Here is a 25,823-nt window from a genome sequence, read left to right on the forward strand (position 1 = left end):
GCCGAACCTCAAGGAAGAGGAAATCGTGACCGAGATCGACCTCAACTGGACGCTGTCCGCCCCCGCACTGCTCGTCATCGCCGCCGCAGCCATCGCCGTGCTGCTGGTCCTCATCATCCGCTTCAGACTGCATGCCTTCATCGCACTCGTCATGGTCAGTGTGCTCACCGCCCTGGCCTCAGGCATCTCCCCCGGCGACCTCGTCCCGGTCATGTACGACGGCTTCGGCTCCACTCTGGCCAGCGTCGCACTCCTCGTTGGCCTCGGCGCCATGTTGGGTCGGATGCTCGAACTCTCCGGCGGGGCACAGGTACTCACGGATGCGCTCATCAAGGTCTTCGGGGAGAAACGGGCGCCCCTGGCTCTGGGCCTGACCTCGCTGCTGTTCGGGTTCCCGATCTTCTTCGATGCCGGTTTGGTCGTCATGCTGCCGATCATCTTCACAGTGGCCAAGCGCCTCGGCGGCTCTCTGCTGCTCTATGCCATGCCATCGGCGATCGCCTTCTCGGCCATGCACATCTTCGTACCGCCGCATCCCGGGCCTGTGGCGGCATCGGGCCTGCTGGGTGCGAACGTCGGCCTCGTCCTCATCTGCGGTCTCATCATCGCTGTTCCCGCCTGGTACCTGTGCGGGTATCTGTTCGGCCTCTTCGTCGGCAAACGCGTCGACGTCCCCGTCCCCTCACTTCTGGCACATGACCCGGCCGAGGAATTCGCAGATTTCAGGTCCTCACCGAAACTCTCAACGGTCCTGTTCCTACTGGCTCTGCCGCTCGTGCTCATCTTCCTCAACACCGGGCTCGACTTCGCCGGTGAGGCCGGCTGGGTCGACGCCGAGTCCACTGCGATCACCTCCTTGCGGATGCTCGGTGAAACTCCGATCGCCCTGCTCATCACTGTCTTGGCGGCGATGTGGCTGCTGGGGTGGCGCAAGAAGAAGGGCGTCAGCATGGTCGAGAACATCGTCGACTCTGCTCTGGGCCCGGTCTGCTCGATCATCCTCATCACCGGAGCCGGCGGCATGTTCGGCGGTGTGCTGCGAGCCAGCGGGATCGGTGATTCCATCGCGGACTCCCTGGCGGCGTTGGGGCTGCCGGTCATCGTGGCCGGATTCGTCATCGCAGCGATCGTGCGCGTCGCCCAAGGCTCGGCGACGGTCGCACTCACGACCGCTGCGGCCCTCATGCAGCCAGTTGTCGTCGGCAACCCGGACTTCTCGAGTCTGCAGGTCGTCGCCATCGTGCTGTCCCTGGCGGCGGGCTCCGTGGTCGCCAGCCATGTCAACGATTCAGGCTTCTGGCTCGTCTCCCGGTTCTTCGGTATGGATACCAAGACCACGCTGAAGACCTGGACCGTGGGCCAGACCATCCTCGGTCTCGTCGGATTCGCCTACAGCCTCGCCCTCTATGGAGTCGCGAGTACGTTCTGATCCCTGCATTCGGATCAGGCCGCAAGGATCAGTACGTCCTGAGGCGGGGCTGGCCCTCCCAGGCGTCTTCCATCTCGGTGAATGCTCGATCCATCATCTTCGTCATCGCAGCGTGAGCTCGTTCGGGGTCCCCGTTGCCGATGGCGTCGGCGACATCGAAGTGCCATTGCAGCGCTTCCGGGTGGGGGAACTTCGGCATCAGACCGGCATGCGTGCGGCCGCGCAGGATTTCGGCGACGACTGTGTCGAAGGAGGCGAAGAGTTCGTTGCCACCGGCTCGCAGGACTGCGCGATGGTAAGCGATGTCGACGTCGAGCACCGCCTCCACATCGCCCTTGCTTCCGCTGGCGCGCATTCTCGCGGCCAACCGCATGATCTCCTCGGCCACATCGGCTGAGGCATGGATCGCGGCGAGGTATGCGGCCTGCGGTTCGATGGCGACTCTCAGCTCCGTCAGCGAGCGCAGCTGCAGGGCCGGGGTGGCGGCCATTCGCCACCGCACCACCAGTGGATCGAGGATGGTCCATTCCTGCATGGACAGAATCACCAAGCCCAGGCGACGGATCGGTTTGACCATCCCCAGGGACTCCAGGACGCGGACCACTTCGCGCACCACGGACAGCGAAACCTCGTAGCGCACGCGCAGCTCCTCGGCTCGGATGACCGTTCCCGGTGCCAGGGCGCCGGTGACGATGTCCGTGCCGACTAAGTTGAGCAGTGTTTCGTGGAGATTGCCGCCGGCTGCACGGCCTGCTGTCTGCGAGTCACGTTCCCGCTGGTCGCCTGCCCGCTCGTCACCTGCAGACCCCATGCTCGGATCCTTTGCGTCAGCCATCAGTGGTGGTCGATGACGTGGGCGCCGGGGGCCGGACCGGTGGTCCGCAGCGCTTCCTTGACTCCGCGCGTGGCCTGGAGCAGGACCGCGAGGTCGAGTGCGTGGTGGGCGTCGCGGGCGAGGAACCCGATCGTCGGACCCGAGCCGCTGAGCAGGGGCAGGAGTGCACCGGCGGCACGGCCGGCCTCCATCACCTCGGCGAGTTCGGGCATGGCCGATATCGCGGCATCGGTGAGGTCGTTCGCGGCTGCCGCAGCCAGGCTGTCCGGGTCACCGGCGGCGAGCGCGGTGAGGACCTCGGCTGGCACTTCGGCAGGCTCGGGGTCGGGTGTGAGCTCATCGAATCGTGCGTACATCGCCGGTGTGGACAGCTGCCCCGCCGAGGTGGCCATGACCCAGTGGAATGAGCCGCGGGTGAGGACGGGGCTGAGTTTCTCCCCGCGTCCGTGGCCGATCGCCGTTCCTCCGTGGAGGAGGAAGGCGACGTCGGCGCCGACGGCGACCGCGCAGTCGTGGAGGATCGACTCCTCGACTCCCCCGAGTAGGTGGGCGGCACCGCACAGCGCCGCGGCCGCGTCGGCCGATCCGCCGCCCATGCCGCCTGCGACGGGCACCTGTTTGTCGATGACGATGTCGAGGTCGCGCAGCACGTCGACATCGCGTTCGTCTTCGAGCGCCGTGATGAGAAGATTGATGGCCTTACGGGCGAAGTTCGAGTCGTCATGGGGAACGTCGGCGTCTCCGTACCGACCGCCCACGACGATCGAACCGCTGCCGCCGGGGATGAGAGTCACGGTCTCATTGAGGTTGAGTGCTTGGAACACGGTGGCGAGTTCGTGGTATCCGTCATCGCCTGCCCCACCCACGCCGAGGTGGACGTTGATTTTCCCCGGTGCCTGCACCTTCACCGGTGTCTGGGTCGTGGGACGCGAGTGCAGCTGGGCGCTCATGATTGTGGGCTTTCCTGAGCTTCGGTGCCCTCCGCTGCAGTACCCGCTTCTGCGCCGGCCGCCGCGAGTCGTTCGAACTCGGTGACACCGAGGGCTTCGCCGCGCGTCTTCGGGTCGATGTCTGCGGCGCGCAGCAGGTCTTCGGCTTGCTGAGGGCTGCCAGCCCAGTTCGCCAGGGCCGCGCGCAGGGTCTTGCGTCGTTGGGCGAAAGCCGCGTCGACGACACTGAAGAGGCGACGACGCTGTTCGGGGTCACGGTGGGTGCGAGTCACGTCGATGTGGACGAGACCGGAGTCGATGTTCGGTGCCGGCCAGAACACGTTCTTGCCGATGCGTCCGGCCAGGGTGACGTCGCCGTACCACTGAGCCTTGACGCTGGGCACACCGTAGGTGCGTGATCCGGGGCCGGCGGCGAGGCGTTCGGCGACTTCGAGCTGGACCATGACGAGCACGGTCTTGAGGCTCGGGAAGATCTCGAGGAAATGCAGCAGCACCGGCACCGCGACGTTATAGGGCAGGTTCGCGACCAGGGCATCGGGTGCCGTCGGCAGCTCGGTGACCCTGAGCGCATCGGCGTTGACGAGCTCGAAGTTCGCAGGCTCGTCAGAAGCGGCCGTCTGCCCGTATTTCTTCACCGTCGCCGGCAGCCGTGCGGCCAGGACCTCGTCGATCTCCACAGCCGTGACATGATGCCCGGCTTCCAGCAGACCCAATGTCAGCGAGCCCAGGCCGGGGCCGATCTCGACCACGCTGCTGTGGTCCTGAAGCTTCGCGGACGTGACGATCGAGCGCACGGTATTGGGGTCGATGACGAAGTTCTGCCCCTTCTGCTTAGTCGGGCGCAGACCGATGTCGGAGGCGATTTCGCGAATGTCGCGTGCGGTCAATAACGTCACAGCAGACAACTTACAGCACTCGTTCGCAGGCACAATCACCGAACGCCCCTGTCGCCATTTCCTTATACTCCTGCAACATCGTCAGTCATGTGGCTAAGCGGTGACTGCCATACGACCGATACGACTAAGAACCGTCGGCCATACATCCGAGACGCACCAGTCATCGGACCGGCACCAGGACGATAGGGTGAACAGTATGGATCCGCAGACACTCACCGAACTCCTTGACGTTTCCGTGCTCGACCGGCTCGACGGGATCGAGGACCTGCCTGCGGACGAGCTTGCCCGATCGGCAGCTCTGCGCAAGGAGGGCTATTCCGCCGAGGTGACCGCCGGACTGCTGACTCAGGCACAGCTGCGTAAGGACGCCGTGAAGAAACTCGGCCCCTTCGCAGAGGACATGCTGTTCACACGCGATGGTCTGGCCCAAGCCACACGACTGCCCGTCGCCGCCCACCATGCCCGCCGCCTCCTCGGCGAGGGCAAGGACACCCGTGGCAACACAAACACCAATGACGATCAGAGCACCGATGCCGCAGCGGCCGACTCCGCACCCACGATCGCGGATCTGGGCTGTGGGATCGGCGCCGACTCCTTCGCCTTCGCCGGGATGGGCGCCCAGGTCACCGCGGTCGACGCAGACGAGGTCACCGCCGCCATCGCCAGCTTCAACCTCCGCCACCTGGGCAATGCCAGCGTCGAGCATGCCCGCGCAGAGGACGTCGACACCGCCGCATTCGACGCCCTGTGGTTCGACCCTGCCCGCCGCACGGTCGGCAAGGGCACCAAGGGCGGTTCCACCGCACGCATCTTCGACCCCGAAGACTTCTCCCCCTCCCTGTCCTGGGTCATCGACAAGGCGCTCGCGGCGAAATCCGCGGGCGTCAAGCTCGGACCGGCACTCGATCACGGCCTCATTCCCGATGAGGCCGAGGCACAATGGGTCTCCCACCTCGGCGAGGTCGTCGAGGTCTGCCTCTACTTCGGCGAGGCCCGGCAGCGCCCCGGACGCAGCGCCCTCGTGATGGGTGATCGCACCCTCTTGGTCCACGAAGATGATCTGCCAGAAGACGATGAGGACGGTGTCGGCGAACTCGGCCAGTACCTGCTGGAACCCGATGGAGCGATCGTGCGCGCCGGACTCGTCACTGCACTGTGCGGACCGTTACAGGCTCGTCGCGTCCACCCGAAGATCGCCTACCTGACCACGGACGTCGACCCCAGCGGACCTGCCTCGGCCGGGGTCACCTCCTATGAGGTCACCGATGTGCTGCCGGCAAAGATCCCGAGCCTGCGCAAGGCCCTCATCAGCCGCGACATCGGCTCGGTCGTGATCAAGAAACGCGGAGCTGATATTGTTCCAGACCAGGTCAGGCGTCAGCTCAAACTTCCGGCAGGAGACAAGGCGACACTGGTCTTCACGCGCCTCGGCGATCGCCATGTCGTCCTCCTGACTCAGCCCTGCTGAACCGACTCCCCCGCACACCGCCCTCGATCCCACCTCACTAGGAGAATCCCCATGAACCGCTCCGACGTTCTCATCACCGCCGACGAACTCCTCGCCCGCCTCTCCGACGACGGATCCACGCCGAGGCTGCTCGACGTCCGCTGGACACTGCAGAAGCCCGATGGCCGAGACGACTTCGCCGCCAGGCACATCCCCGGAGCCATCTACGTCGACATGGACACGGAACTCGCCGCGCGCTCGGATCACGACCCAACCGAGGGCCGTCACCCGCTGCCGTCTGCCGAAGCGTTCCAGGAGCAGGTCCGGACCTGGGGCATCGACCAGCTCACCGAGGTCGTCGTCTATGACGATAATTCCAGCCTCGGCGCTGCCCGAGCATGGTGGCTGCTGCAGTGGGCGGGAATGAAGGCACGTGTCCTCGACGGCGGTCTGAACGCATTCGTTGCAGCCGGAGGCGAGCTGACCGCCGGAGCCGGTGACCCCGTACAACCGAGCACCGTCACGATCACTCCCGATTCGATGCCCGTCCTCGACGCCGATGCTGCCTCAGCGTGGACCGGAGTCCTGCTCGATGCCCGCGCCGGTGAACGCTTCCGCGGAGAAACCGAACCGCTCGACTCCCGGGCTGGCCACATTCCGGGTGCCAGGAGCGCCCCGGCCGCTGAGTACACCGCCGATGGAAAATTCGTCGACGAGGAGACTCTGCGTACGCGCTTCTCAGACCTCGGTGCGCTCGATCAGCCAGTCGGCGTCTACTGCGGCTCCGGCGTCACCGCCTGCCACAATGCTCTGGCGCTGGCGAGCCTCGGTGTTGAGACGAGCCTTTACCCGGCCAGCTGGTCGGGATGGTCCTCCGACCCCGCCCGCCCGGTCGCCACCGGGAGCTGAGACTCGCAGCGCGAGCCTGACAGCCCGCCCGCTGTACCCGCCTCACTTGCGGGCGCCAGCTCGCGAACAGGAGTGCCATCGCCAACGGTTGGTAAGTTCGTCTCGATCCGGTCGCTCAGATCGAGACGAACTTACCAACCGTTCTCCCAGCGCCGCACGGTCGCAGCGCCTCACAGTCCCTGCGCCGCACGTGCACCCCACGGTTCGCGTGCTTGTCGCACACTTCGCGTACTCGCCACACTGTTCTTGCGGGCGCCACACTGTTCGCGAGGCCGTAGAAAAGTCATGGCGAAAGTGTCATCTTCGAGTTGTCATACAGACCTATTCGTTACATAAGCCCATCGACCATGACGAGAGATGGGTCATATCTATGCTGGAAACCTACGCCGAAACAAGCAACTGTTACAAAAACTTTGGTACTCAATAAGCCTCTGACCAGCATCTTCGTAAACGATCACGACAAAACCCCGTCTAATATAACGAAAACGTGACATTGGGTCACTGATTGGTTACAGTTGTGAAGGTCGGTCGCGAAAGTGCCGGCTTCACAGCGAGAACCGCACGCCACGCTCGATGTGAAATCTCTACGGACCACAGTGGCGGTTGGGAATCTTCCAATAGGTGACGAGAGGAAAACGTGGCAACTAAGCAGCATGGCCGCCGCGCCGCAGAAGCTAAGGTCAAGACCCCTTTGACCGAACTGACCGATATCCTGAGTGCCAATTCCGCCGTCTTCGGACGTCGCGCAGCCGTTGTTGCTGCCAGCGGTGGCCTGCTCACCGCAGCTGTCCTCCCGGCAGCCGGACAAGGAGCCGATGACAACGTCGCAGTCTCCGCTGAGTCAGACGCTCAGACACAGGTTGAGTTCAAGAATCAGACGGCGACCGTCGACGCTGGCGAGGGTTCGTCATCTAAGGACAAAGACAAGAAGCAGGGCGCTTCATTCGGCGCAGAAGTCGAAAACGTCACTGCTGAGGCAGCTCCTAAACCGAAGCCAAAGCCGAAGCCCGTCGAGACCGCCGAAGATAAGAGCGACGACGAAGCTGCACCGGCCCCGAAGCCCGCCGAGGACAAAGACGACTCTTCTGATTCCGCAAACACCGGTTCCTCGGACTCCGGTGACAAGGACAAGAGCAAAGACTCCGGCTCCGATGATGCCGGTTCGATCGACGGCTCCAAGGCCGAGCAGGTCATGGGCTGGGCAGCCAAAGGCGTCGGAACCCCATACGTCTACGGTGGAACCTCGCAGAGCGGCTGGGACTGCTCCGGTTACACCGCCTGGGTCTACAGCAAGGTCGGTGTGAACCTGCCTCGCCAGTCCGGTGCTCAGAAGGCTGCCGGCAAGGTCGTCTCGCAGTCTGAAGCCAAGCCCGGTGACCTCATCTGGCACCCCGGCCACGTCGGCATCTACGCCGGTGGCGGACAGATGTACGATGCCGGTTCCCCAGGTTCAGGCACCTCGAAGCGCAGCTACAGCTGGATGGGCAACGTCACTTTCATCCGCGTTCTCTGATCCAATACACATAAAGAAACCCTTCGTCCGGCTTGATGGTCCCAGCCGGATGAAGGGTTTCTTTGTGTCTGAACTCGGTTCCGCTGCTGTCCGAGGTCTCCGCTGCTGCCTGAAACCTCAGTTGCAGTCCGGAGCCTTATCGCTTCCCTCATAGTCGACAGGCAGTTTGCCTGAGGCACTGAGATCTCCCTTGAGCCATTTCGCCACGGCTTTCAGAGCATTGGGGTTGCTGTCATAGGCGGTAACCGCCGATTTTGCCGAGGTATTGCGCATCGTCCACGGTGCAGTAGTGCCCACCGCCACCTCGGCGGAGGTGTTCGGGCTCAGGCTCACACTCGTACCGCCGGACCCGACCTTCAGCCCCGCCTCCTTCGCCGCCTTGGTCAGCGCGGTCTTCTCCTTCTCGGCCCCGCCGACGATGGAGATGGAGTCGGTGCCCTCGAAGGAGCATTCGCCCTTGAGCACCGTCAGCGACTTCTCGGCCACATCGGTCAGAACCTTCTTCGGGTCCTCGGCACCGGCCGCCCCGGCGCCCTCAGAACCAGAATCCTCGGCGAGCGCCTTCTGAGTCTCGGCGGTGGCCAGCTGCATGGCAACCACGCGCTCGGCCTTCTTCACCAGATCGGCCTTCTTCAGGTCACCGTCCTTCATGGCCGTGACCACTGCTTGCTGGGCGGCGGAGGAATCCGGTGGCATCAGAGCGAGATCGGCACCGGCGGACAGGGCTTTGACCGTCTCTCCCCCATTCAGATTCTGGTTCACGGCCTTCATGTTGAGCGCATCGGTGATGATGACGCCGTCGAAGTCGAGGGTCTCCCGCAGCGAGGTGTAGGCGTTCTTGTTCAGCGTCGCCGGCGTCGTTTTCGCGTCGGGGAGGCCGATGTGTCCCATCATCACCATCGGAATGCCGGCCTTGACGGCGGACTTGAACGGCAGCAGGTCCGAGTCTTCGAGTTCCTTGATGTCCTTCTTCGACACCGGAAGGCTCTCGTGCGAGTCGACGTGGAGGCGACCGTGGCCGGGGAAATGCTTCGCGGAACTGGCGACACCGCCGAGGTGGTATCCGGTCACAGCCTGGGCGACGACCTCAGCGACGCCCTTGTGATCGTCCCCGGCCGAGCGCACGTTGATGGCCACGTCCTTCTCGCCGGTGGTGACATCAGCGTCAGGGGCGAAGTCGATCGTGAAGCCCAGGTCGGTGAGGTTCTGGCCCTGCACCTTGGTCGCGTTCTGCGTCAGCTCGGGATCTTGGGTGGCAGAGAGTGCCATCAGCGGTGGGAACGGAAGCGCACCGGTACTCAACCGCGACACCGGACCGCCCTCCTGATCGACGCCGATCGACACGGGCTGTCCCTTGGAGCGGGCACCGTCGACTGCCTCGGTGACGCCCTTGACCTGGTCAGGTGTCGGATTCTCGGGCAGATTGTCGGCCATGATGATGACCCCGCCGAGGTGGTTGTTCTTAAGCATGCTGACCCCGGTCTGCGTGTCGGTGCCTGACCAGGTGCCGATGATGAGTGACCCAGCCAATTCCTCGGCGGAGAACGAATCGACGATTTTCTTCGCTTCGTCGGCGAAGTCCTCGGGGCTGATATCCGCGGGGTCGACGGCCTTGTCTGGTTCGGCCTTCTGCGCAGTTTGCGGGGAGCCGTCCCCCTCGGTCTTCTTCGGTTGCGGGTCGGAAGTTCCGCCGGAGCAACCAGTCAGGGCGAGTACGGCGGTCGCGGCGATGATGCCAAGTCTGGGGCGCATAGGCACCATGCTAATCGCCGAAGCTGAACCGACGAACTACGCCTGGCGGTGTGATTCGCTGCCGGCTCGGAGTCAGCTGGCCTCAGAGCGCTTCGTGGGCGGCGAGTCGTCGCACGGTCTCCTTCGCACCCTGTTCGTGCAGGGAGGCCAGCGCTGTCAGGTAGTGCCCAGTGAAGCGGGAGTCCTCGGCCAAGGGCCCGAAGAACTGTTCTTGCCGGACGAAGGCCAAAGCATCGGCCGCCTGTGAGTTCGCGACCTGCTGCAGCTGTGCGGCAAAACGGTCGACGATGGTGAACGGCGCTCCCTGCTCGTCGCTGCCCTCGGCGTAGCGGGCCCACGATGCGCAGATCGCAGCCGAGACCTCGACCGGTGCGCCGGAACCCAGATTGTCAGCGATGACGGGGACTAGCCATTTGGGGATGCGGTCGGAGGATTCGGCACCGAGTCGGGCCAGAGTGTCGCGGATCTCCGGATTGCTGAAGCGTTCGATGAGTGAGTCTTTGTACCCTTCGAGGTCGATGCCCGGCAGTGGTTCGAGGCTGGGCGTGCCTTCCTCATCCATGTATCTGCGCAGGTAGGAAGCGATATCCGAGTTCTCCATCGCTTCGTGAGCATAGGTGTAGCCGGCGAGGAGGCCGAAGTACGCCAGGCCCTGATGCCCGGAGTTGAGCAGGCGCAGCTTCATGTGCTCATAAGGTCTGACGTCGTCGACGACTTGGACGCCTGCCCGTTCGTACGTAGGCCTGCCTGCAGTGAACGCGTCCTCGAGCACCCACTGGAAGAAGGGTTCAGCGACCACGGGCCAGGCATCCTCGAGTCCCGCGTCCTCGCACAGCTCGGCCCGGTCGGCATCGGTGGTCGCCGGGGTGATCCGATCGACCATGGCGTTCGGGAACGCCACATGGGCATCAATCCAGTCCGCGAGTTCTGGGTCGACGAGGCGGGCGAAGGCACCGAACATCTTCTTCGCCACATGGCCGTTCTCCGCGATATTGTCACACGACTGCACGGTGAATGGGGGCACACCCGCGTCGCGGCGACGACGCAGGGCCTCGATGACATACCCGAAGACGGTACCCGGCAGCTGCCCCGCGGCCAGTGCTGCCACATCGGCGACGATCGTCGCGTCCTCGGAGATGAATTCCCCGGTCACCGGGTTGACGTTGTATCCGCCCTCGGTGACGGTGAGTGAGACGATGCGGATCTTCTCCTCACCGAGGAGGTTGATGAGCCCCTGCGGATCGTCGGGTCCGTAGCGGTAATCGATGATCGACCCGATCACCCGTCGTTGACGAGTGCCGTCGGGATGTTTGAGCGTCAGGGAGTAGAGGTGGTCCTGTCCGGCGAGCGCATCTCGCATGCGCACGTCGTGGGGCAGGACTCCGGCTCCCACGATTCCCCAGTCTGTGGCCTCTCCCGCGCTCATGAGGTCATCGAGGACCATTGCCATATGGGCCCGGTGAAAGCCGCCGACGCCGAAGTGAACGATGCCGGGAGTCACTGTGCTGCGGTCATAACCGGGTACAGTGACACCGCGTGCCGCAATCCGTTCAAGCGTCGATTCGCGCAGTGACAACAGATCAAGATCATCGTGTGCGCGGTCATCGCGTGCACGACCATCTTGTGCAGGGTTCGTGGCAGGTACAGCGTCTGTGGGTTTCATCATCTCTCCCCTGATCGTCGGTCGAGCCGGTCGGACATTCGGTTGAGCATCACTTCACTGCACCCATCGACAGACCCTGGACGAGTTTGTCCTGGGCGGCGATGCCCGCAACGAGCACCGGCACCGAAATGATCAGCGAAGCCGCGCAGACCTGGGACAGGAACAGTCCCTGGGAGGTGACGAAGCTGGTGAGGAACACGGGTGCCGTCGATGCCGCCGTCGAGGTCAGGACGTTGGCGAAGAGCAGTTCGTTCCACGAGAAGATGAAGCAGATGAGGGCTGTGGCCGCCAAACCGGGTGCGGTCAGGGGCAGCAGGATCTGCATGAAGACACGGGGAAGCCGGGCACCGTCGAGCTCGGCGGCCTCGAGCACCTCAACCGGCACCTCGGCGAGGAATGAGCGCATCATCCACACGGCGATGGGCATGTTCATCGCGGAGTAGATGATGATGAGCAGGAGCCAGGTGTCGAGGATGCCGAATGCCTGCGCGACCAGGTAGATGGGCAGCAGTCCCGCAACCATCGGCAGCATCTTGGTCGACAGCAGGAAGAACAGCACGTCTGACCAACGCTTGATCCGGCGAATGGCCAGCGAGTACGCGGCCATCGTCGACAGGACCAGCACGATGAGGGTCGAGACGATCGCCGCGACCGCGGAATTGATCAGCGCCGGCCAGGGGTTCGCACCGCTGCCTCCGCCGAAGAAGTTGCTGTAGGAGTCCAGGGTCAGGGGTGCGAAGAAGCTGGGCGGGTTCGTCGAGGCATCTGTTTCGGCATGCAAGCTGGTCAGCAGCATCCACAGCAGCGGGGACACGAAGAGTAGTCCCACGAGCCAAGCCAGGAGGCCGAGCAGAACTTTTCCGGTTCTGCCCTGCCCCGCACGCCTGGGCGCACTTGCCTTCTGACGCGGAGGACTGCCGTCTGCCGGGTCGGTGGTGGCCTGGCCGACAGGGTCTGCAGGCCCCGTGGATGCTGTCGATGCAGACATGTCTGAGGTGCTCATGAGTTCTCCTCCTTGAGCAGAGTGGACGCGGTTCGCAGTGCGAAGGTCGCGATGACAAGTGAGGCGATGACGACGATGACGCCGACGGCGGAGGCGACTCCGTAGTCTTGGGCAACGAAGAACTCCTGGTAGATGACATAGGGCAGGTTCGCGGTTCCGAGTCCGCCGGAGGTCATCGTGAAGACGGTGTCGAAGTTCTGCACGATGTAGATCGTGCCGAGCAGCGCCGCGAGTTCGATGTAGCGGCGCAGGTGCGGCAACGTGATGAATCGGAATGTCTGACCAGGTCCGGCACCGTCCACCAGAGCCGCCTCGTAGACGTCCATGGGTCGCGACTGCAGACCGGCCAGCATGATGAGCATCATGAACGGGGTCCACTGCCAGACGAGCACGATTCCGATCCCCAGCAGCGGGTGTGTGCTCATCAGGTCCGGCTGCGGCGCATTCTCACCGAAGACGGAGGTCAGCAACCCATTGACCAGTCCATAGGAGGGGTTGAAGATCGCATGTTTGAACAGCAGTGCCGCGGCTACGGGAACGACCAGGAATGGAGTGATCATCAGCGTGCGCACGAACCCACGTCCGATGAACTTGCGGTCGAGGAGAAGCGCGATGGCCAATCCCAGCACAGCCGAGACCAGCACAACAGAGACGGTCAGCCCCACGGTGACGAATACCGCACGCAGCAGATCCGCATTCGTGAAGACGGTGATGTAGTTCTGCAGGGTGCCGAAGCTGATGTCATCGGGGTAAGCGGCGTTCCATTTCATGAACGAGATGACGATCGTGATCGCGAACGGAATCTGCGTGACGAGGATGACGAAGATCAGAGCCGGCAGCATTGGGGCCCGCAGCGACCACCGCTTGCGAGCACTCGAGGATGCGGGGCTGGGCGAGGTGGGTGCGGGCGCTGCCCGAGTTCGGCGATCTTGCGCAGGAGCTGACATGGACGACCTCCGGTGATGGATGACAGTGGGTGGCAGTGTGGCCGGATGCTTGGGCGGAGACGCGATCGCCTCCGCCCAAGCCGCCTGAGTCACTTCTTGTACTTGTCTCCGACCTTCTCTGCTTCCTTCTGTCCCTTCTTCAGCGCCTTGTCCACTGTGGTGCGTCCGGCGATCGCCGAACTGATGTCCTCGGAGATGCCCGTCGCCAGATCAGCGAATTCGGGAATCGTCACGAACTGCACTCCGAGAGTCGGACGCGGCTGCACACCGGGGTTCTTCGGATCGGCCGAGTTGATGGCGTCCTCGGTCTGCTTGTAGAACGGTTTCGCGGCCTTCTGGTAGTCCTTGTTCTCGTAGGTCGAGGTGCGTTTGCCTGCGGGCACGTGCTGCCAGCCCAGTTCTTCGGCAACGGTCTCTTCATAGTCCTGCGACGAGGCCCAGGCGACGAACTGCTTTGCAGCATCCTGGTTCTTTCCTGCCTTCTGGATGCCCCAGGCCCAGGTGTAGAGCCATGAACTCGACTTGGTCTCCTTCACCGGAGCTGCGACGTATCCGACCTTGCCTTTGACCGGTGAGTCATCGGCTTCGAGGGTTCCCGTAGCCGCCGTCGAGTCGTACCACATCGCAACATTGCCCTGTTGCAGGTTGGTCAGGCATTCGGTGTATCCGGCCTGTGGTGCTCCTGATTCGCCGTGGTCGTTGATGAGATCGACGTAGAAGTTCGTCGCTTCTTTGAACTCTTTGGAATCAACCTGAGCGTCCCAGTTCTCATCGAACCAAGTTCCGCCGAAGGTATTGACCACGGTGGTCAGGGGCGCGAACATCTCGCCCCAGCCGGGCAGGCCGCGCAGGCAGATGCCTTTGGTTCCCTTCTCGGCACCGTCGACCTTCTTCGCCAGATCGGCGACCTCGTCCCAGGTGGGATTGTCCGGCATGGTCGCCTTCGCCTTTTCGAAGATGTCCTTCCGGTACATCAGGAAGGAACCTTCGCCGTAGAACGGCTCCCCGTAGATCTGGTCCTCATAGGTCATCGATTCGGCCATCGGCGCGAGGATGTCGTCCTGGTCGAACCCCTTGGCATCGACGACCCCCTCGTCCATCGAGGTCAGCCACCCGTTCTTGGCGTATGTCGGGACTTCGTAGTTCGACATCGAGGCCACATCGTAATTGCCCGCCTGGGCGGAGAACTCCTGACCGATCTTGGCGCGGACCTCGTTCTCCGGCAGCACCGTATAGTTGACCTTGATGCCGGTGTCCTTGGTGAAATGATCCGCGGTGAGCTTCTGCAGGTCCTGCATCTGCGGATTATTGACCATGAGTACGTTGACTTCTTCGTTTCCTCCGCCGCTCGAACTGCCTCCGGCGCCACCACACCCTGCGAGTGTGAGTGCTCCGACCACTCCGATGGCCGCCGCTGTGACAGCCCGGCTCGTGATCTTCTGCTTCATCGTGATTACCTTCCCTCGCCATTGCGGGATTACTGCCCGCCCTCGGGTGTGCTTGAAGAAATACATATGAGCATCAGTGCTCACATGTGCAATACTGTGTCATGATTTAATCAGATGTGCAATAGATCACAGATGAGCGGCGACGTGGCCGCAATCGACTCGAGAGGAGGGCCATGAGCACAGCACCCACCGCCAGACACCGCCGGTTCCTGGCTCAGCTGGCCAGAGAGCACTATGTTCAGGGCCGTTCGAAGGTGGAACTGGGCAAGGCCCACGGACTCAGCCGATTCCAAATCGCTCGCCTGCTGCAAGAAGCCGTCGACAATGGAGTCGTCACGATCACAATCGAAGCCGATGCCGGCGCCGACGAGGGCAGAGCCGAAGCGCTCGCGGCGACACTTGGCCTGAGGTCAGCAGTCATCGTCGACCTTGAACACGAGGGTGACGCCGCCCAGCGAATGGGACGTGCCGCACTCTCCTACGTCGACCGTCGTGCTCGCCCGGGGATGCGCATCGGGCTGGCCTGGTCACGCACACTCGACGCAGCGGCACAATTCGCTCCCGCACTCCCCCGCTGCACCGTCGTCCAGCTCGCCGGTGCACTCCAGCTCGGCTCGCAGCGTCCCAGTTCCGGGATCTTCGCTCGGTTGGGACAGGACGCCGCCGTGACCATGGTTCGGCTGCCGGCTCCTCTGCTGGTCACCGAGGCGGACACCGCCGCCGATCTCAGCGCCCTGCCCGAGATCTCCAGTGCCCTTGCCGCAGCGGACGATCTCGATCTTGCAGTCATCTCCGTCGCCGCCTGGGCGCAGGAGCAGTCCTCGGTCTGGGAGAAGTGCAGCCCCGAGCAACGCGCGGCAGGGTTGGCTGACGGAGCAGTGGCCGAAGCCTCCGGGCGCCTCTTCAATGCCGCCGGGGTCGAGGTCGACACCATCGACGATCGTGTCATCGCCGTCACCCTCGATCAGCTGCGACACGCAGCGACCACCGTCGGTGTGGCTCGCGGAGCGCAGCGCGCCGAGGCTGTTCGCGCAGCCTGCGCCGCAGGCATCCTCGACGTCGTCATCGTCGACGAGGCATTGGCCGGAGAAATCCTCGACCGCTCGGCGAACGAGGCACAGCCAGACGCGCAACCTGCTGTGCAGTCCGAGGAGTCCCGATGACTGCCGACCACGGAGTCCCGGTGCCTACCGAGCGCAATGCCCCACTGGCTGAAACCCCACTGACTTCAGAACGCGGCTTGGTCGCCGGAGTCGATTCCTCGACACAGAGCTGCAAGGTCGTCATCGTGGACCCAGACACAGGGCAGATTCTGCGCACCGGGTCGGCCCCCCATCCTGCTGGAACCGAGGTCGACCCCGAAGCCTGGTGGTTCGCCCTGCAGGAGGCAATCTCTGACGCGGGTGGCTTCACTGATATCGCCGCCGTGAGCATCAGCGGACAGCAGCATGGTCTCATCACTCTCGACCAGCACGGGCAGGTCATCCGCGACGCTCTGCTGTGGAACGATCTGCGCAGCGACGCGGCAGCTCGGGCACTCATCACAGAGATCGGGGCAGACGAGTTCGTCGACCGGGTCGGCGTGGTTCCTGTTGCATCGTTCACCGGGGCCAAGCTGCGGTGGCTGCGCGATCATGAGCCCGAGAATGCTTGCAGGGTGGCAGCCGTGGCCTTGCCCCATGATTGGCTGACCTGGCGCCTCCTGGGTTACGGACCGCATGATTCGGCCGCGCCTCGAGGTCCTGTCCTCGAGGCGCTCGTCACCGATGCCTCCGATGCCAGTGGAACTGCGTATTTCTCGGCGGTCACCGGACGCTACGACCTTGACCTCTTCCGCACAGCATTCGGTGCCACGGCGCGAGAGGCTGGTGCCCCCAAGGCTGAAGCGGCCGCTGACATCGCACCCATCATCCTGCCTCGTGTCCTGCAGCCCCACGAGAGTGCCGGTCAAACACCCGAGGGCATTCTCGTCGGCCCTGGCGCCGGAGACAATGCGGCAGCCGCATTCGGACTCGGAGCCGTACCAGGCGACGTCGTCATCTCGATCGGCACCTCGGGAACCGTCTTCAGCCCCACCGAACTCAAGATCAACGATCCGTCCGGAATCGTCGCCGGATTCGCCTCGGCCGACGGTGGGCGGCTTCCACTCGTCGCCACCCTCAACGCCGCCCGTGTCCTCGACTCTGCGGCAGCGGTGCTGCGAGCCAGCCATACCGACGTGGCTGCACTGGCCCTCGCCTCGACTCCTGGTGCCGATGGGCTCACTCTCGTCCCCTATTTCGAGGGCGAGCGCACTCCCAACCTTCCTGATGCAACAGCCCGCTTAGAAGGCATGACCTTGGCGAATTCGTCTCCGGAGAATATCGCCCGAGCTTTTGTCGAGGGCATGCTGTGCGGTCTGGCGGACGGGCTCCAAGCGGTGCTGCGACAGGGCCTGAGCGTCAGACGACTGCTCCTCATCGGCGGGGCGGCCCGCAACCCTGCAGTGCGCGAGGTGGCCAGAGACATCTTCACCGTTCCCATCGACGTACCCGAGCAGGCTGAGTACGTGGCCATCGGAGCCGCGCGGCAAGCGGCCTGGACATTGACCGGCACCTCACCGAGGTGGCAGGTCGAACTCGTCGCAACTCTGCACCCGAGACCATCACGGGTACGCGAGCAGTATCGCTCGTTCGCTCGCACCAGCGTCACCGATGACAACAGCCCTACCCACGAGAAGTCACACAATGATCACCGCAGATCGTCGGGTGCCCACGCACCCGTGGAAGGTTGAGATTCACTATGGCAACAGTCACTTTCGATAAGGCAATGCGCCAGTACCCAGACACGCTCACCCCGTCAGTCAATGAGATCAGCCTCGATATCGCCGATGGTGAGTTCCTCGTCCTGGTCGGTCCTTCTGGCTGCGGGAAATCCACAACTCTGCGTATGCTCGCCGGCCTCGAACCCGTCGACGGAGGGCACATCAGAATCGGTCAGGACGATGTCACCGAGGTTTCGCCTCGGGAGCGAGACATCGCCATGGTGTTCCAGAACTATGCGCTCTACCCACATATGAGTGTCGGGGAGAACATGGCCTTCGCACTCAAGATCGCTGGTGTGGCCAAGACCGAACGCAATGAACGGGTGCGTGAGGCCGCTCAGCTGCTCGACCTCGAGCCCTACCTCGACCGCAAGCCGAAGGCCCTCTCCGGCGGGCAACGACAGCGGGTGGCCATGGGACGAGCCATCGTGCGTTCCCCGAAGGTGTTCCTCATGGACGAACCACTGTCGAACCTCGATGCCAAACTGCGGGTGCAGACTCGTGCACAGATCGCCTCACTCACGCGCCGCCTCGGCGTGACCACTGTCTACGTCACGCACGACCAGGTCGAGGCGATGACGATGGGCGATCGGGTTGCGGTGCTCGCTGACGGGAGGCTGCAGCAGGTGGACACTCCGCGGGCGCTCTACGACCGACCCGCGAATCTCTTCGTGGCTGGCTTCATGGGTTCTCCGGCGATGAACCTCATCGATCTGCCGCTGCGTGACGGGGTGCTGCACATCGGTGAGTCAGAGATCGGACTGAGTGACGCGCAGCGCTCGCAGCTCACAGAGGATCAGGTGACGGCCGGAATCCGCCCGGAGGACTTCCGACTCGAGCCCAGTGGCGGTCTGGAAGTCAGGGTGGACCTAGTCGAGGAACTCGGCGCCGATGCCTATGTGCATGGTCGGGCAACAGAGGGTGCCGGCGACATTCCGATCGTAGCCCGAGTCAGTGGACGCACACGCGTGGTCAGAGGTGACCTGGTCAGGGCCGTTCCCAACTTCTCTCGCCTCCACCTCTTCGACTCACAAACTGGTGCGCGCCTGTCCGATGAGGCCGAACCTGCGGCCTGAATGTGGCGCTCAACAAACGGCCGAGGCAAGAAAATCGGGCGCGGAATACTATGATCGACCCATGGTCGATTTCGCACGCTCACCCCGCTCCACGCTTGGAGTCGAATGGGAACTGGCTCTCTTGGACGGGGACAGCCTTGATCTGACTCCCGCTGCCGATGTTCTCCTCGCCGATGTCGCCCAGTGTGCACCCGAGTTCGAGAAGCAGATCGTGGGTGAAATGCTCACGAACACGATCGAGCTCGTCACCGGCGTCCACAAGCAGGTCGCCGGTATCGCTGAGGACCTGGCCACGTCAATGGGTGCCCTGCGCACCCTGACCGACGGTCGCGGGATCGAACTCATGTCTGCCGGGACCCACCCATTCGCACAGTGGCAGTCACAGGAGGTCCGAGACAAGGACCGCTACCTCGAGCTCGTCGATCGCACCCAGTGGTGGGGTCGGAATATGCTCATCTTCGGCGTGCACGTCCATGTCGGCATCGACTCCCGGGACAAGGTCCTGCCGATCGTCAACGCACTCCTTGCCTACGTCCCCCATCTGCAGGCTCTGAGCGCATCATCACCCTTCTGGGGCGGAACCGACACCGGTTACGCCTCGAACCGGGCGATGATGTTCCAGCAGCTGCCCACCGCAGGTCTGCCGTTCCAGTTCGAAGCGTGGTCAGACTATGAGAAGTATGTCGACGACATGCTCACCACCGGCATCATCGACAACATCAATGAGATCCGCTGGGATATTCGTCCTGCCCCGCACTGGGGAACCGTTGAGGTCAGAGTCTGTGACGGGCTGCCCACGCTCGAGGAGATCACCGCGATCACAGCCCTCATACAGTGCCTCGTCGACGACTTCTCTGTCCGTCTTGATGCCGGCGAGGCCCTGCCGACGATGCCGGACTGGTTCCACGATGAGAATAAGTGGCGTGCTGCCCGTTACGGCATGGACGCCATCATCATCGAGAACGCCGAGGCTGATGAGCGCCTGGTCACCGAATGCTTGGCCGATGAGGTCGCACGCCTGACCCCGGTGGCCGAACGCCTGGGCTGCCTCAGCGAGCTGAATTCCATCACCTCGATCATCGACCGCGGTGTGCCCTACCAGCGGCTGCAGAACGTGTACAAGGACACTGAGTCACTTACCGAGGTGACCAGGTCCCTGATCAGCGACCTGCGCACCTCGTATATCTGAGCCCCCTGCCGTCTGGCAGCACCCTCGCAACTGCCGCCGGGAAGTATCACTGCGGCAACGCCGGAGCTTCGAAACACCTAGGCGTGCAGAGTGGTATCGGCGCTCCGGCGCTGTCTCGACGTTGCGCGGCCGAGTGCAGCGAGAACCAGCGTGCCCACAAGCACCTCCCGCGCTTACAGGCCCCCCGTACTCACAGGCCCCCGTGCTCACAGGTGCGGGCGAAGAAGTTCCAAGAGCACGGGCAGCGACGCGGCGACCCCGGAGTGCAGGTTGTAGTCGGTGAGTTCGTCGATGGGCACCCAGGTGAGTTCGATGCTCTCCGGGTCACTGATGATCGGTTCGAAATGACGCAGGGCCCGAGCGATGACCGTCGTGTACGACCAGTCACCGAGGTCGAGGACATAAGTGTCGAGAACCTCGATGCCTTCGCCCGCGAGGTCTGGCACACCGGCTTCTTCCCATGACTCGCGCACGGCCGCTTCGATGGCGGATTCGCCCAGGTCACGGGCACCACCGGGGAAGCCCCAGGTTCCTCCTTCAACGGACCACAGCGCACGGTGCTGCATGAGGATCCCGTGTTCGGGATCAAGCAGCATCAGCCCCGCCGCCCCGTTGAGTCCCCAATGCTTCTGCCCGTCCGAGCCGAGAGTCCATCCGTCACCTGATCGCCGAGGCGGTAGGTAGTCGGGCAGATCCTTCGAGTTCGGGCCGTAGGCGGTCTCATCGCGTGAGGCACCGCTGCGGTCGTGTGTGTAGGCGTTCTGGTCGCCGGCGTTCGGGTCAGACGAGGACATGATCGACATCCAATGAAGAGACTGCGGCAAATGACAGGTCGCTGGGTCCGATTCCGCGGCGGACGAGTTCAGCTCCGAGGGCTGCGACCATGGCCCCGTTATCCGTGCACAGGCTCAGTGGCGGCACCCGCAAGGTCATCCCGGCCTCGGCGCACCTGGCTCCTAAAACCTCGCGCAGGTGGGAGTTCGCGGCGACTCCCCCGCCGAGGACGACATGGTTGATTCCGGTGTCGGCTGCGGCCAACACAGTCTTGGTCACGAGGACGTCGACGACGGCGTCTTCAAACCCCGCGGCGATGTCGGCGACCCGCAGGTCCGTACCCAACGTCTCGGCCTTCGTGACCTCCCGTAGTGCTGCCGTCTTGAGTCCGGAGAAGGAGAAGTTGAAGCGACGCTCGGGGTCGCGCATGTCCTGCTTCTTCGCCAGCCCACGAGGGAACTTCACGGCGGTGCGATCGCCGGGGATTCCGCTGCCGTCGAGCTGTCCGAGAGCGGCCTTGGAGATGTTCGGCCCACCGGGGTAGTTCAGCCCCAGCAGGCGTGCGGTCTTGTCGAAGGCTTCACCGGCGGCATCGTCGATCGTGGCGCCGATGAGTTCGATGTCATCGACGACGTCGCCGATGCGCAGGATCTCGGTATGCCCGCCGGAGACGAGGAGCGCAATGGTCGGTGTGGTCAGGCCGTCGACGTCTTCGGCGATGAGGTCCACCGCCACATGCGCGGCGAGGTGGTTGACCCCATACAGCGGCAGGTTGAGCGCCGCGGCCAGGCCCTTGGCGGCACCGACTCCGACCATCAGCGCACCGCTGAGGCCGGGACCCGCAGTCACCGAGATGGCGTCGAGGTCGCCCAGCTCAATGCCTGCCTGATCGCAGGCAGAGGCAATGGCCGGTCCGATGGCCTGGACATGTGCCCGTGAGGCAACCTCGGGGACGACACCTCCGAAGCGAACGTGCTCATCCATCGACGATGAGACCGTGTTGGTCAGCAGCGTCCGTCCCCGAACGATCCCTACCCCGGTCTCGTCACACGAGGATTCGATGCCCAGCACCAGCGGTTCGCTCATACGTCGTTCGACCCGCCCTCACTGTCCTCGGGTTCGGGTTCTGCGGTGCCAGCAGTCGCCGCTTCAGCAGTCTCGGCTTCGCTGTGCTCAAGTTCGAGATCCGCGTAGAGCGCGAGCAGCTCTTCCTCAGTGGCTTCGACGACGTCGAGTCCCAGGGATCGGGCGAACAGCCGCATATGGGTGTCCCACATCGGTCCGAAGTCCGCAGCCTTGAGGCGAGCGCTCTCCACATCGGGTGCGGACTGGGTGAAGATCAGCAGGGTCGCGTCCCCGTCGGTGAGTTCGAGGGGCAGCAGCTGCACTCCGAGCACACCGAAGTCCTCGAGTTCGACGAGCACATGGTCTTCGACTTCGCTGCTGAGGATCTCACCGTGCAGTTTGGTCTCACCCAGATCGAAGGTGATCGCGGGATTGGCATCAGCGCCCGGGCTGCCTGCGTCGCCTTCACCATCGCCACTGCCATCTCTCGCAGCCTCACCGATGGCGAAGGCGGCGAACCATGAGTTCGCGGTCTCGGCGTCGACGAGCTTGGACCAGACGGTCGCAATGTCGACGGCCAGCGGCAGTTCGATGACGAGATCGGTGCCGTTCTCCCAGTTCACAAGGCGTGGGCTGGTACTCGTCATGCTTCCACCCATGCTTCGTTGAGGGCCGTGATCTCGTCATCGGCCAGCTGCAGTTCGGTTCCTGCGAGCAGTTCCGTGAGCTGCTCCGGCACCCGCGCCGAGGCGATGGTGGAGGGAATGAAATCGTGTGACAACTGCCAGGCCAGGGTGGTGGCGGTCATCGTGGCGTTGTGCGCCGAGGCCACGTCGTCGAGGATCTCAAGGGCGCGAAGTGCCTCTTGGTTATCGAGGAAGTCGGCAACTCGTTCACCGCGCACGCTTCCGGTGGCGTCTCCCCCGGTGTGCTTTCCGGTGAGGAATCCCGAGGCCAATGAGTGGAACGGAAGTTCAGCGATGTCATTCGATCGCAGGAAGGCCTGTTTCTGTGGGTCCACAGCACCGCGGGACACGAGATTGTACCGGTCCTGGACGACACGATAACGGGCCAGGGAGTATTTCGCGCTGATCTTCATGGCCGACTGCAGACGATCCAGGCTGAAGTTGGAGGCGCCGAGGTAGCTGACCTTCCCGGAGCGCACCAATGCGTCGAAGGTCTCCGCCACTGCCACCTGATCGACGTTCTCGTCATCGGTGTGGGCGTAGTAGACGTCGACGTGGTCCGTTCCGAGGCGACGCAGGGAGGCGTCGACGCATTTGCGGATATTGGCCGGGTCTAGGCCCTTGTGCTTCGGATGCATTCCCACCTTGGTCGCGATGACCATGTCATCGCGGTTGCCTCGCGAGGCCATCCATTCGCCGATGATGGTCTCCGACTCTCCGCCGGAGTTGCCTTCGACCCACACGGAATAGGCATCCGCTGTGTCGATGAAGTTTCCACCCGCCTCGGCGTAGGCGTCGAGGACTGCGAAGCTCTGATCTCGGTCCGCACCCCAGCCGAAGGGATTGCCTCCCAGATGCAGCGGGTGGACCATCAGATTTGTGTCAGCCAATTGCACTCTTTCCATGGCCCCAGCCTACCCTTTGGCCGACCTGACCAAAGGGTCCGGACCACGTTATGAGCCAACATGGCCCGGCCCCTTGTACAGCACAGCCAATGGCAGTCGCACCGGCGGGATCGGTCCGACTCAGGGCAATCTGGGCCCGACTCAGACGAGGTCCGAGGGGTCGAGCCCGATACTGCGCCTGATTCCCGACCGGATTCCGAAGCCGGCGACAACTGCCACAGCCAGTCCCGTTCCCATCACGATCCACACACGGACCGGAACCTCGGAAGCCGCGCGCTTCTCCTCGGCTTCCTGGGCGAAGACCGTGTCATCGTCGATATCCGAGCCCTTCTTCACAGTGTCGTCCTTCTTGCTGTTCGCCGACTGCTTCGCACCGGCGCCTGATCCTGTTCCGGATCCGGCCCCTGATCCTGCCCCGGCCCCAGCACCCTGTTGTCCCGAGCCTGCTGATCCGCCGCCACCCTGCTGCTGGCCCTGACCGCTTCCGGCTGCCGGTGAATAGTCAGAGGCCACCGGCGAGTAGTCGCCGAGGGCGACGGTCAGCGGTTCGGCGACCTTATAAGGATCGCGCACACCGCCGGAGGTGAACCAGTACGAGTACTGCCCGGTTTTGTGCTGGAAGTCGACGAAGTCCTGCGGGAATGAGCCCCAGTAGGCTGAGTTCTCACCGTTCTTCTCCGCCTGTGCCGAAGCATTCTCATCCGAGCCGCCAATCGAGCTGCCGGAGGATCCGGACTTACCCTTATCGTCGTATTTCACTCCGAGGAAGTTCGGCTGCGCGGTGATATGACCGTCGTCGAGGAGCGCATCGACGTCGATGTCATTGAGTTTCGCCATTGTCACAGTCGTTGGCTTGAGCTCAACCCACTTGGACGCGTCGAACATGTCGGCACCATAGCCGCTCAGCGACGCCTTGAGCGTGCCCTTCCCGTTCGAGTCCACGTCGAGGACCGGGTCTGTGGCCGACCAGTAGGTCATGCCGCCGTAGAAGGCGACGGTGAAGCTGCCCTTCCACTGCACGCTCACGCGGGAGTCGGTCGCTGTCACAGCCCCCTGAGTCAACTTGACCCGTGATTGTGTCCACGATCCCTTACGCGTGGTGGAGACAGTCTCACCGGCGGAATCGAGGCACTTATTCGCCCAGGTCGCCTTTTTGAACGCGGACCCGTCGGGCTTTTCGATGGTCACATTGCCTGCAGATGATTTGTAGACACCGTCCTTCTCAGTCCAGACCGCCGCTGCGCCCGTGTCTTCGGCCTTGCCCGCGGAGAGGAAGTTGCATCCACCATAGAACGCTCCGGCGTTGGCTTCTTGATTGAGCGACCAATAGAGCGTAGCTGAGCCGTCGCCGGTGGCACCCCCGCCGCTGCCGTCGCCCTTGCCATCCGAGTCTCCCCCACTATCCTTGCCGTCTCCGTCCCCTCCGTCGCCGTCGTCACTGCCTTCACCGCCGTCGCTTGGCTTGTCAACAGGTTTGCCGTAGCCGACCGTGACCGGGTTGGTCTTCTTCCGCGGCTGCAGAGTCGTCTCCGAACCGGCGGAGGTGAACCAGTACGAGTCTTGCCCGGTCTCGACATTGAAGTCGATCCAGTCCTGAGGCATGGCACCCCACCAGGACTCGTTCTCGGCAGTCTTCGGTGCTTGTGGGTTGCGTCCTTCCGTGTCGGTTTTCACCCCGAGGAATTCAGGAGTGAACTCGAACCCGTCGTCAGTGACGTCGACATCGCCCTTGTCGATGTCGACGATGGTCCCCTGAAGTGGTGTGAGTTTGTTCCAGATGCTGGGGTCATCCATGTCCGCGCCGTAGCCGGAATAAGTGCCAGTGATGGATCCCCTGCCGTTCTTGACCTCGAGCTTTGGATCGGAGATCGTCCAATAGGTCATGCCACCGTAGTAGACGAAGCTCCAGGAGCCGTCCCATTCGATCGTGGCGCTGTTGGTCTCGGGGTCGACGGTGCCAGTGCCGTTGACGATCCGGACGCTGTCACCCGTGTGGTTCTTCTCGGCTGCGGCGTTGGTCTTGCCGTTGACCGATGTGCCGTCAAGCGTTCGGCACTTAGTCTCATAGTTCGAGTATTGCGTTCCATTGGATTTGAGGATGGATGTATTGCCTGCCGTGAAGTTGCCGCCGGCATCGGTCTTGAACACCGCACCCGCGTCTTCGGCCTTCCAAATCCTCGCACTGCCAGCGTCTCCGGCTTCACCGGCGACGAAGAAGTTGCACCCGCCGAAGTATGATCCGCCGGTCGACTCGTCGTTGACCGACCAGTCGAAGACGGCGTCCTCAACGTCCCTCTTACCGGTCGGCTCATCCGTCGCACCGTCCGAAGAGCCGTCGGCCGCCGTCGTTTCCTGAGGAGTCGAATACGGGGCCGACATCGCCTGTGCCGGGGCAGCGAAGCCGAGACCCACCAGCCCGAGCGCGGCAATTCCGGCGGCTCCTCGCACGAATGCACTCCGTAAGAATGAGGAGATTCCAGTTCTCATCGTTCTTCGTCTTCCGTTCTCGTCCGCGTGGACGGTACGTGGTGTC

21 protein-coding genes are annotated in these 25,823 nt (G+C 63.5%); 8 read left to right on the forward strand and 13 right to left on the reverse strand.

Annotation, left to right across the window (positions count from 1 at the left end):
* Positions 1–25: 25 nt before the first annotated feature.
* Positions 26–1,429: a GntP family permease gene (locus INT40_RS07075; RefSeq protein WP_180959113.1), complete on the forward strand. Its 1,404-nt coding sequence runs from the start codon at positions 26–28 to the stop codon at positions 1,427–1,429.
* Positions 1,430–1,457: 28 nt separating this feature from the next.
* On the opposite strand, the gene INT40_RS07080 is transcribed toward INT40_RS07075, so the two are convergent.
* Genes INT40_RS07080 through rsmA form a run of 3 tightly spaced genes read right to left on the reverse strand, consistent with a single transcriptional unit; the run spans position 1,458 to position 4,110 of the window.
* The gene (locus tag INT40_RS07080) at positions 1,458–2,264 is read right to left on the reverse strand and encodes a FadR/GntR family transcriptional regulator (RefSeq protein ID WP_226830901.1); all 807 of its coding nucleotides are present in this window, start codon (positions 2,262–2,264) and stop codon (positions 1,458–1,460) included.
* Complete coding sequence (locus INT40_RS07085; protein WP_193095799.1) at positions 2,264–3,214, reverse strand: 4-(cytidine 5'-diphospho)-2-C-methyl-D-erythritol kinase; 951 nt, start codon at positions 3,212–3,214, stop codon at positions 2,264–2,266. The genes INT40_RS07080 and INT40_RS07085 overlap by 1 nt, the downstream gene beginning before the upstream one ends.
* Complete coding sequence (gene rsmA / locus INT40_RS07090) at positions 3,211–4,110, reverse strand: 16S rRNA (adenine(1518)-N(6)/adenine(1519)-N(6))-dimethyltransferase RsmA (RefSeq protein ID WP_101574995.1); 900 nt, start codon at positions 4,108–4,110, stop codon at positions 3,211–3,213. The genes INT40_RS07085 and rsmA overlap by 4 nt, the downstream gene beginning before the upstream one ends.
* Positions 4,111–4,306: 196 nt before the next feature.
* On the opposite strand from rsmA, the gene INT40_RS07095 reads away from it, so the two are divergent.
* The 3 genes from INT40_RS07095 (at position 4,307) to INT40_RS07105 (ending at position 7,979) form a co-directional block, all read left to right on the forward strand.
* Complete coding sequence (locus tag INT40_RS07095) at positions 4,307–5,578, forward strand: class I SAM-dependent methyltransferase (RefSeq protein ID WP_193095800.1); 1,272 nt, start codon at positions 4,307–4,309, stop codon at positions 5,576–5,578.
* A 51-nt stretch (positions 5,579–5,629) separates the two neighbouring features.
* Positions 5,630–6,466: a sulfurtransferase gene (locus INT40_RS07100; RefSeq protein WP_193095801.1), complete on the forward strand. Its 837-nt coding sequence runs from the start codon at positions 5,630–5,632 to the stop codon at positions 6,464–6,466.
* A gap of 637 nt (positions 6,467–7,103) precedes the next feature.
* Positions 7,104–7,979, forward strand: a complete 876-nt coding sequence (locus tag INT40_RS07105; RefSeq protein ID WP_193071439.1) for a C40 family peptidase — start codon at positions 7,104–7,106, stop codon at positions 7,977–7,979.
* A 117-nt stretch (positions 7,980–8,096) separates the two neighbouring features.
* Here INT40_RS07105 and INT40_RS07110 read toward each other — a convergent pair whose 3' ends face one another.
* From INT40_RS07110 to INT40_RS07130, 5 genes are all read right to left on the reverse strand, one after another.
* Entirely contained in the window at positions 8,097–9,731 is a 1,635-nt protein-coding gene (locus INT40_RS07110) for a glycoside hydrolase family 3 N-terminal domain-containing protein (RefSeq protein ID WP_193095802.1), read from the reverse strand.
* 82 nt (positions 9,732–9,813) lie between these two features.
* Positions 9,814–11,397, reverse strand: coding sequence for a mannitol dehydrogenase family protein (locus INT40_RS07115; RefSeq protein WP_226830902.1), 1,584 nt, complete (start codon positions 11,395–11,397; stop codon positions 9,814–9,816).
* A 46-nt stretch (positions 11,398–11,443) separates the two neighbouring features.
* Positions 11,444–12,397 carry a carbohydrate ABC transporter permease gene (locus tag INT40_RS07120; RefSeq protein ID WP_101574990.1) on the reverse strand — a complete coding sequence of 318 codons (954 nt, stop codon included), beginning with the start codon at positions 12,395–12,397 and terminating at the stop codon, positions 11,444–11,446.
* Positions 12,394–13,344, reverse strand: a complete 951-nt coding sequence (locus INT40_RS07125; RefSeq protein ID WP_101575002.1) for a carbohydrate ABC transporter permease — start codon at positions 13,342–13,344, stop codon at positions 12,394–12,396. Before INT40_RS07125 ends, INT40_RS07120 begins: the two co-directional genes overlap by 4 nt.
* A gap of 89 nt (positions 13,345–13,433) precedes the next feature.
* Positions 13,434–14,792: an ABC transporter substrate-binding protein gene (locus INT40_RS07130; protein ID WP_101574989.1), complete on the reverse strand. Its 1,359-nt coding sequence runs from the start codon at positions 14,790–14,792 to the stop codon at positions 13,434–13,436.
* Positions 14,793–14,965: 173 nt separating this feature from the next.
* Here INT40_RS07130 and INT40_RS07135 point away from each other — a divergent pair, with 173 nt between their 5' ends.
* The 4 genes from INT40_RS07135 (at position 14,966) to INT40_RS07150 (ending at position 19,860) form a co-directional block, all read left to right on the forward strand.
* Positions 14,966–15,955, forward strand: coding sequence for a sugar-binding transcriptional regulator (locus tag INT40_RS07135; RefSeq protein ID WP_101574988.1), 990 nt, complete (start codon positions 14,966–14,968; stop codon positions 15,953–15,955).
* Entirely contained in the window at positions 15,952–17,565 is a 1,614-nt protein-coding gene (xylB, locus tag INT40_RS07140; protein WP_193071436.1) for a xylulokinase, read from the forward strand. The genes INT40_RS07135 and xylB overlap by 4 nt, the downstream gene beginning before the upstream one ends.
* A gap of 8 nt (positions 17,566–17,573) precedes the next feature.
* Positions 17,574–18,671: an ABC transporter ATP-binding protein gene (locus INT40_RS07145; RefSeq protein WP_193071435.1), complete on the forward strand. Its 1,098-nt coding sequence runs from the start codon at positions 17,574–17,576 to the stop codon at positions 18,669–18,671.
* A 61-nt stretch (positions 18,672–18,732) separates the two neighbouring features.
* Positions 18,733–19,860 (forward strand): glutamate--cysteine ligase, encoded by a 1,128-nt coding sequence (locus INT40_RS07150; protein WP_193071434.1) that lies wholly within the window; start codon positions 18,733–18,735, stop codon positions 19,858–19,860.
* Positions 19,861–20,066: 206 nt separating this feature from the next.
* Here the strand turns inward: INT40_RS07150 and INT40_RS07155 are convergent, their stop codons facing one another.
* The 5 genes from INT40_RS07155 to INT40_RS07175 form a co-directional block, all read right to left on the reverse strand.
* On the reverse strand, positions 20,067–20,654 hold the full coding sequence (locus tag INT40_RS07155; RefSeq protein WP_180959051.1) for an NUDIX domain-containing protein: 588 nt from the start codon (positions 20,652–20,654) through the stop codon (positions 20,067–20,069).
* Complete coding sequence (gene tsaD, locus INT40_RS07160) at positions 20,641–21,720, reverse strand: tRNA (adenosine(37)-N6)-threonylcarbamoyltransferase complex transferase subunit TsaD (protein WP_193071433.1); 1,080 nt, start codon at positions 21,718–21,720, stop codon at positions 20,641–20,643. Before tsaD ends, INT40_RS07155 begins: the two co-directional genes overlap by 14 nt.
* A complete protein-coding gene (locus tag INT40_RS07165) occupies positions 21,717–22,346 on the reverse strand; it encodes a hypothetical protein (protein ID WP_101574118.1) in 630 nt (209 codons plus the stop codon). The genes tsaD and INT40_RS07165 overlap by 4 nt, the downstream gene beginning before the upstream one ends.
* Complete coding sequence (locus INT40_RS07170) at positions 22,343–23,281, reverse strand: aldo/keto reductase (RefSeq protein WP_257930238.1); 939 nt, start codon at positions 23,279–23,281, stop codon at positions 22,343–22,345. The genes INT40_RS07165 and INT40_RS07170 overlap by 4 nt, the downstream gene beginning before the upstream one ends.
* A 150-nt stretch (positions 23,282–23,431) precedes the next feature.
* The gene (locus INT40_RS07175; RefSeq protein ID WP_193071432.1) at positions 23,432–25,738 is read right to left on the reverse strand and encodes an HtaA domain-containing protein; all 2,307 of its coding nucleotides are present in this window, start codon (positions 25,736–25,738) and stop codon (positions 23,432–23,434) included.
* Positions 25,739–25,823: the final 85 nt, after the last annotated feature.

The organism is Brevibacterium sp. FME17, from assembly GCF_014897515.1.
GTDB lineage: Bacteria > Actinomycetota > Actinomycetes > Actinomycetales > Brevibacteriaceae > Brevibacterium.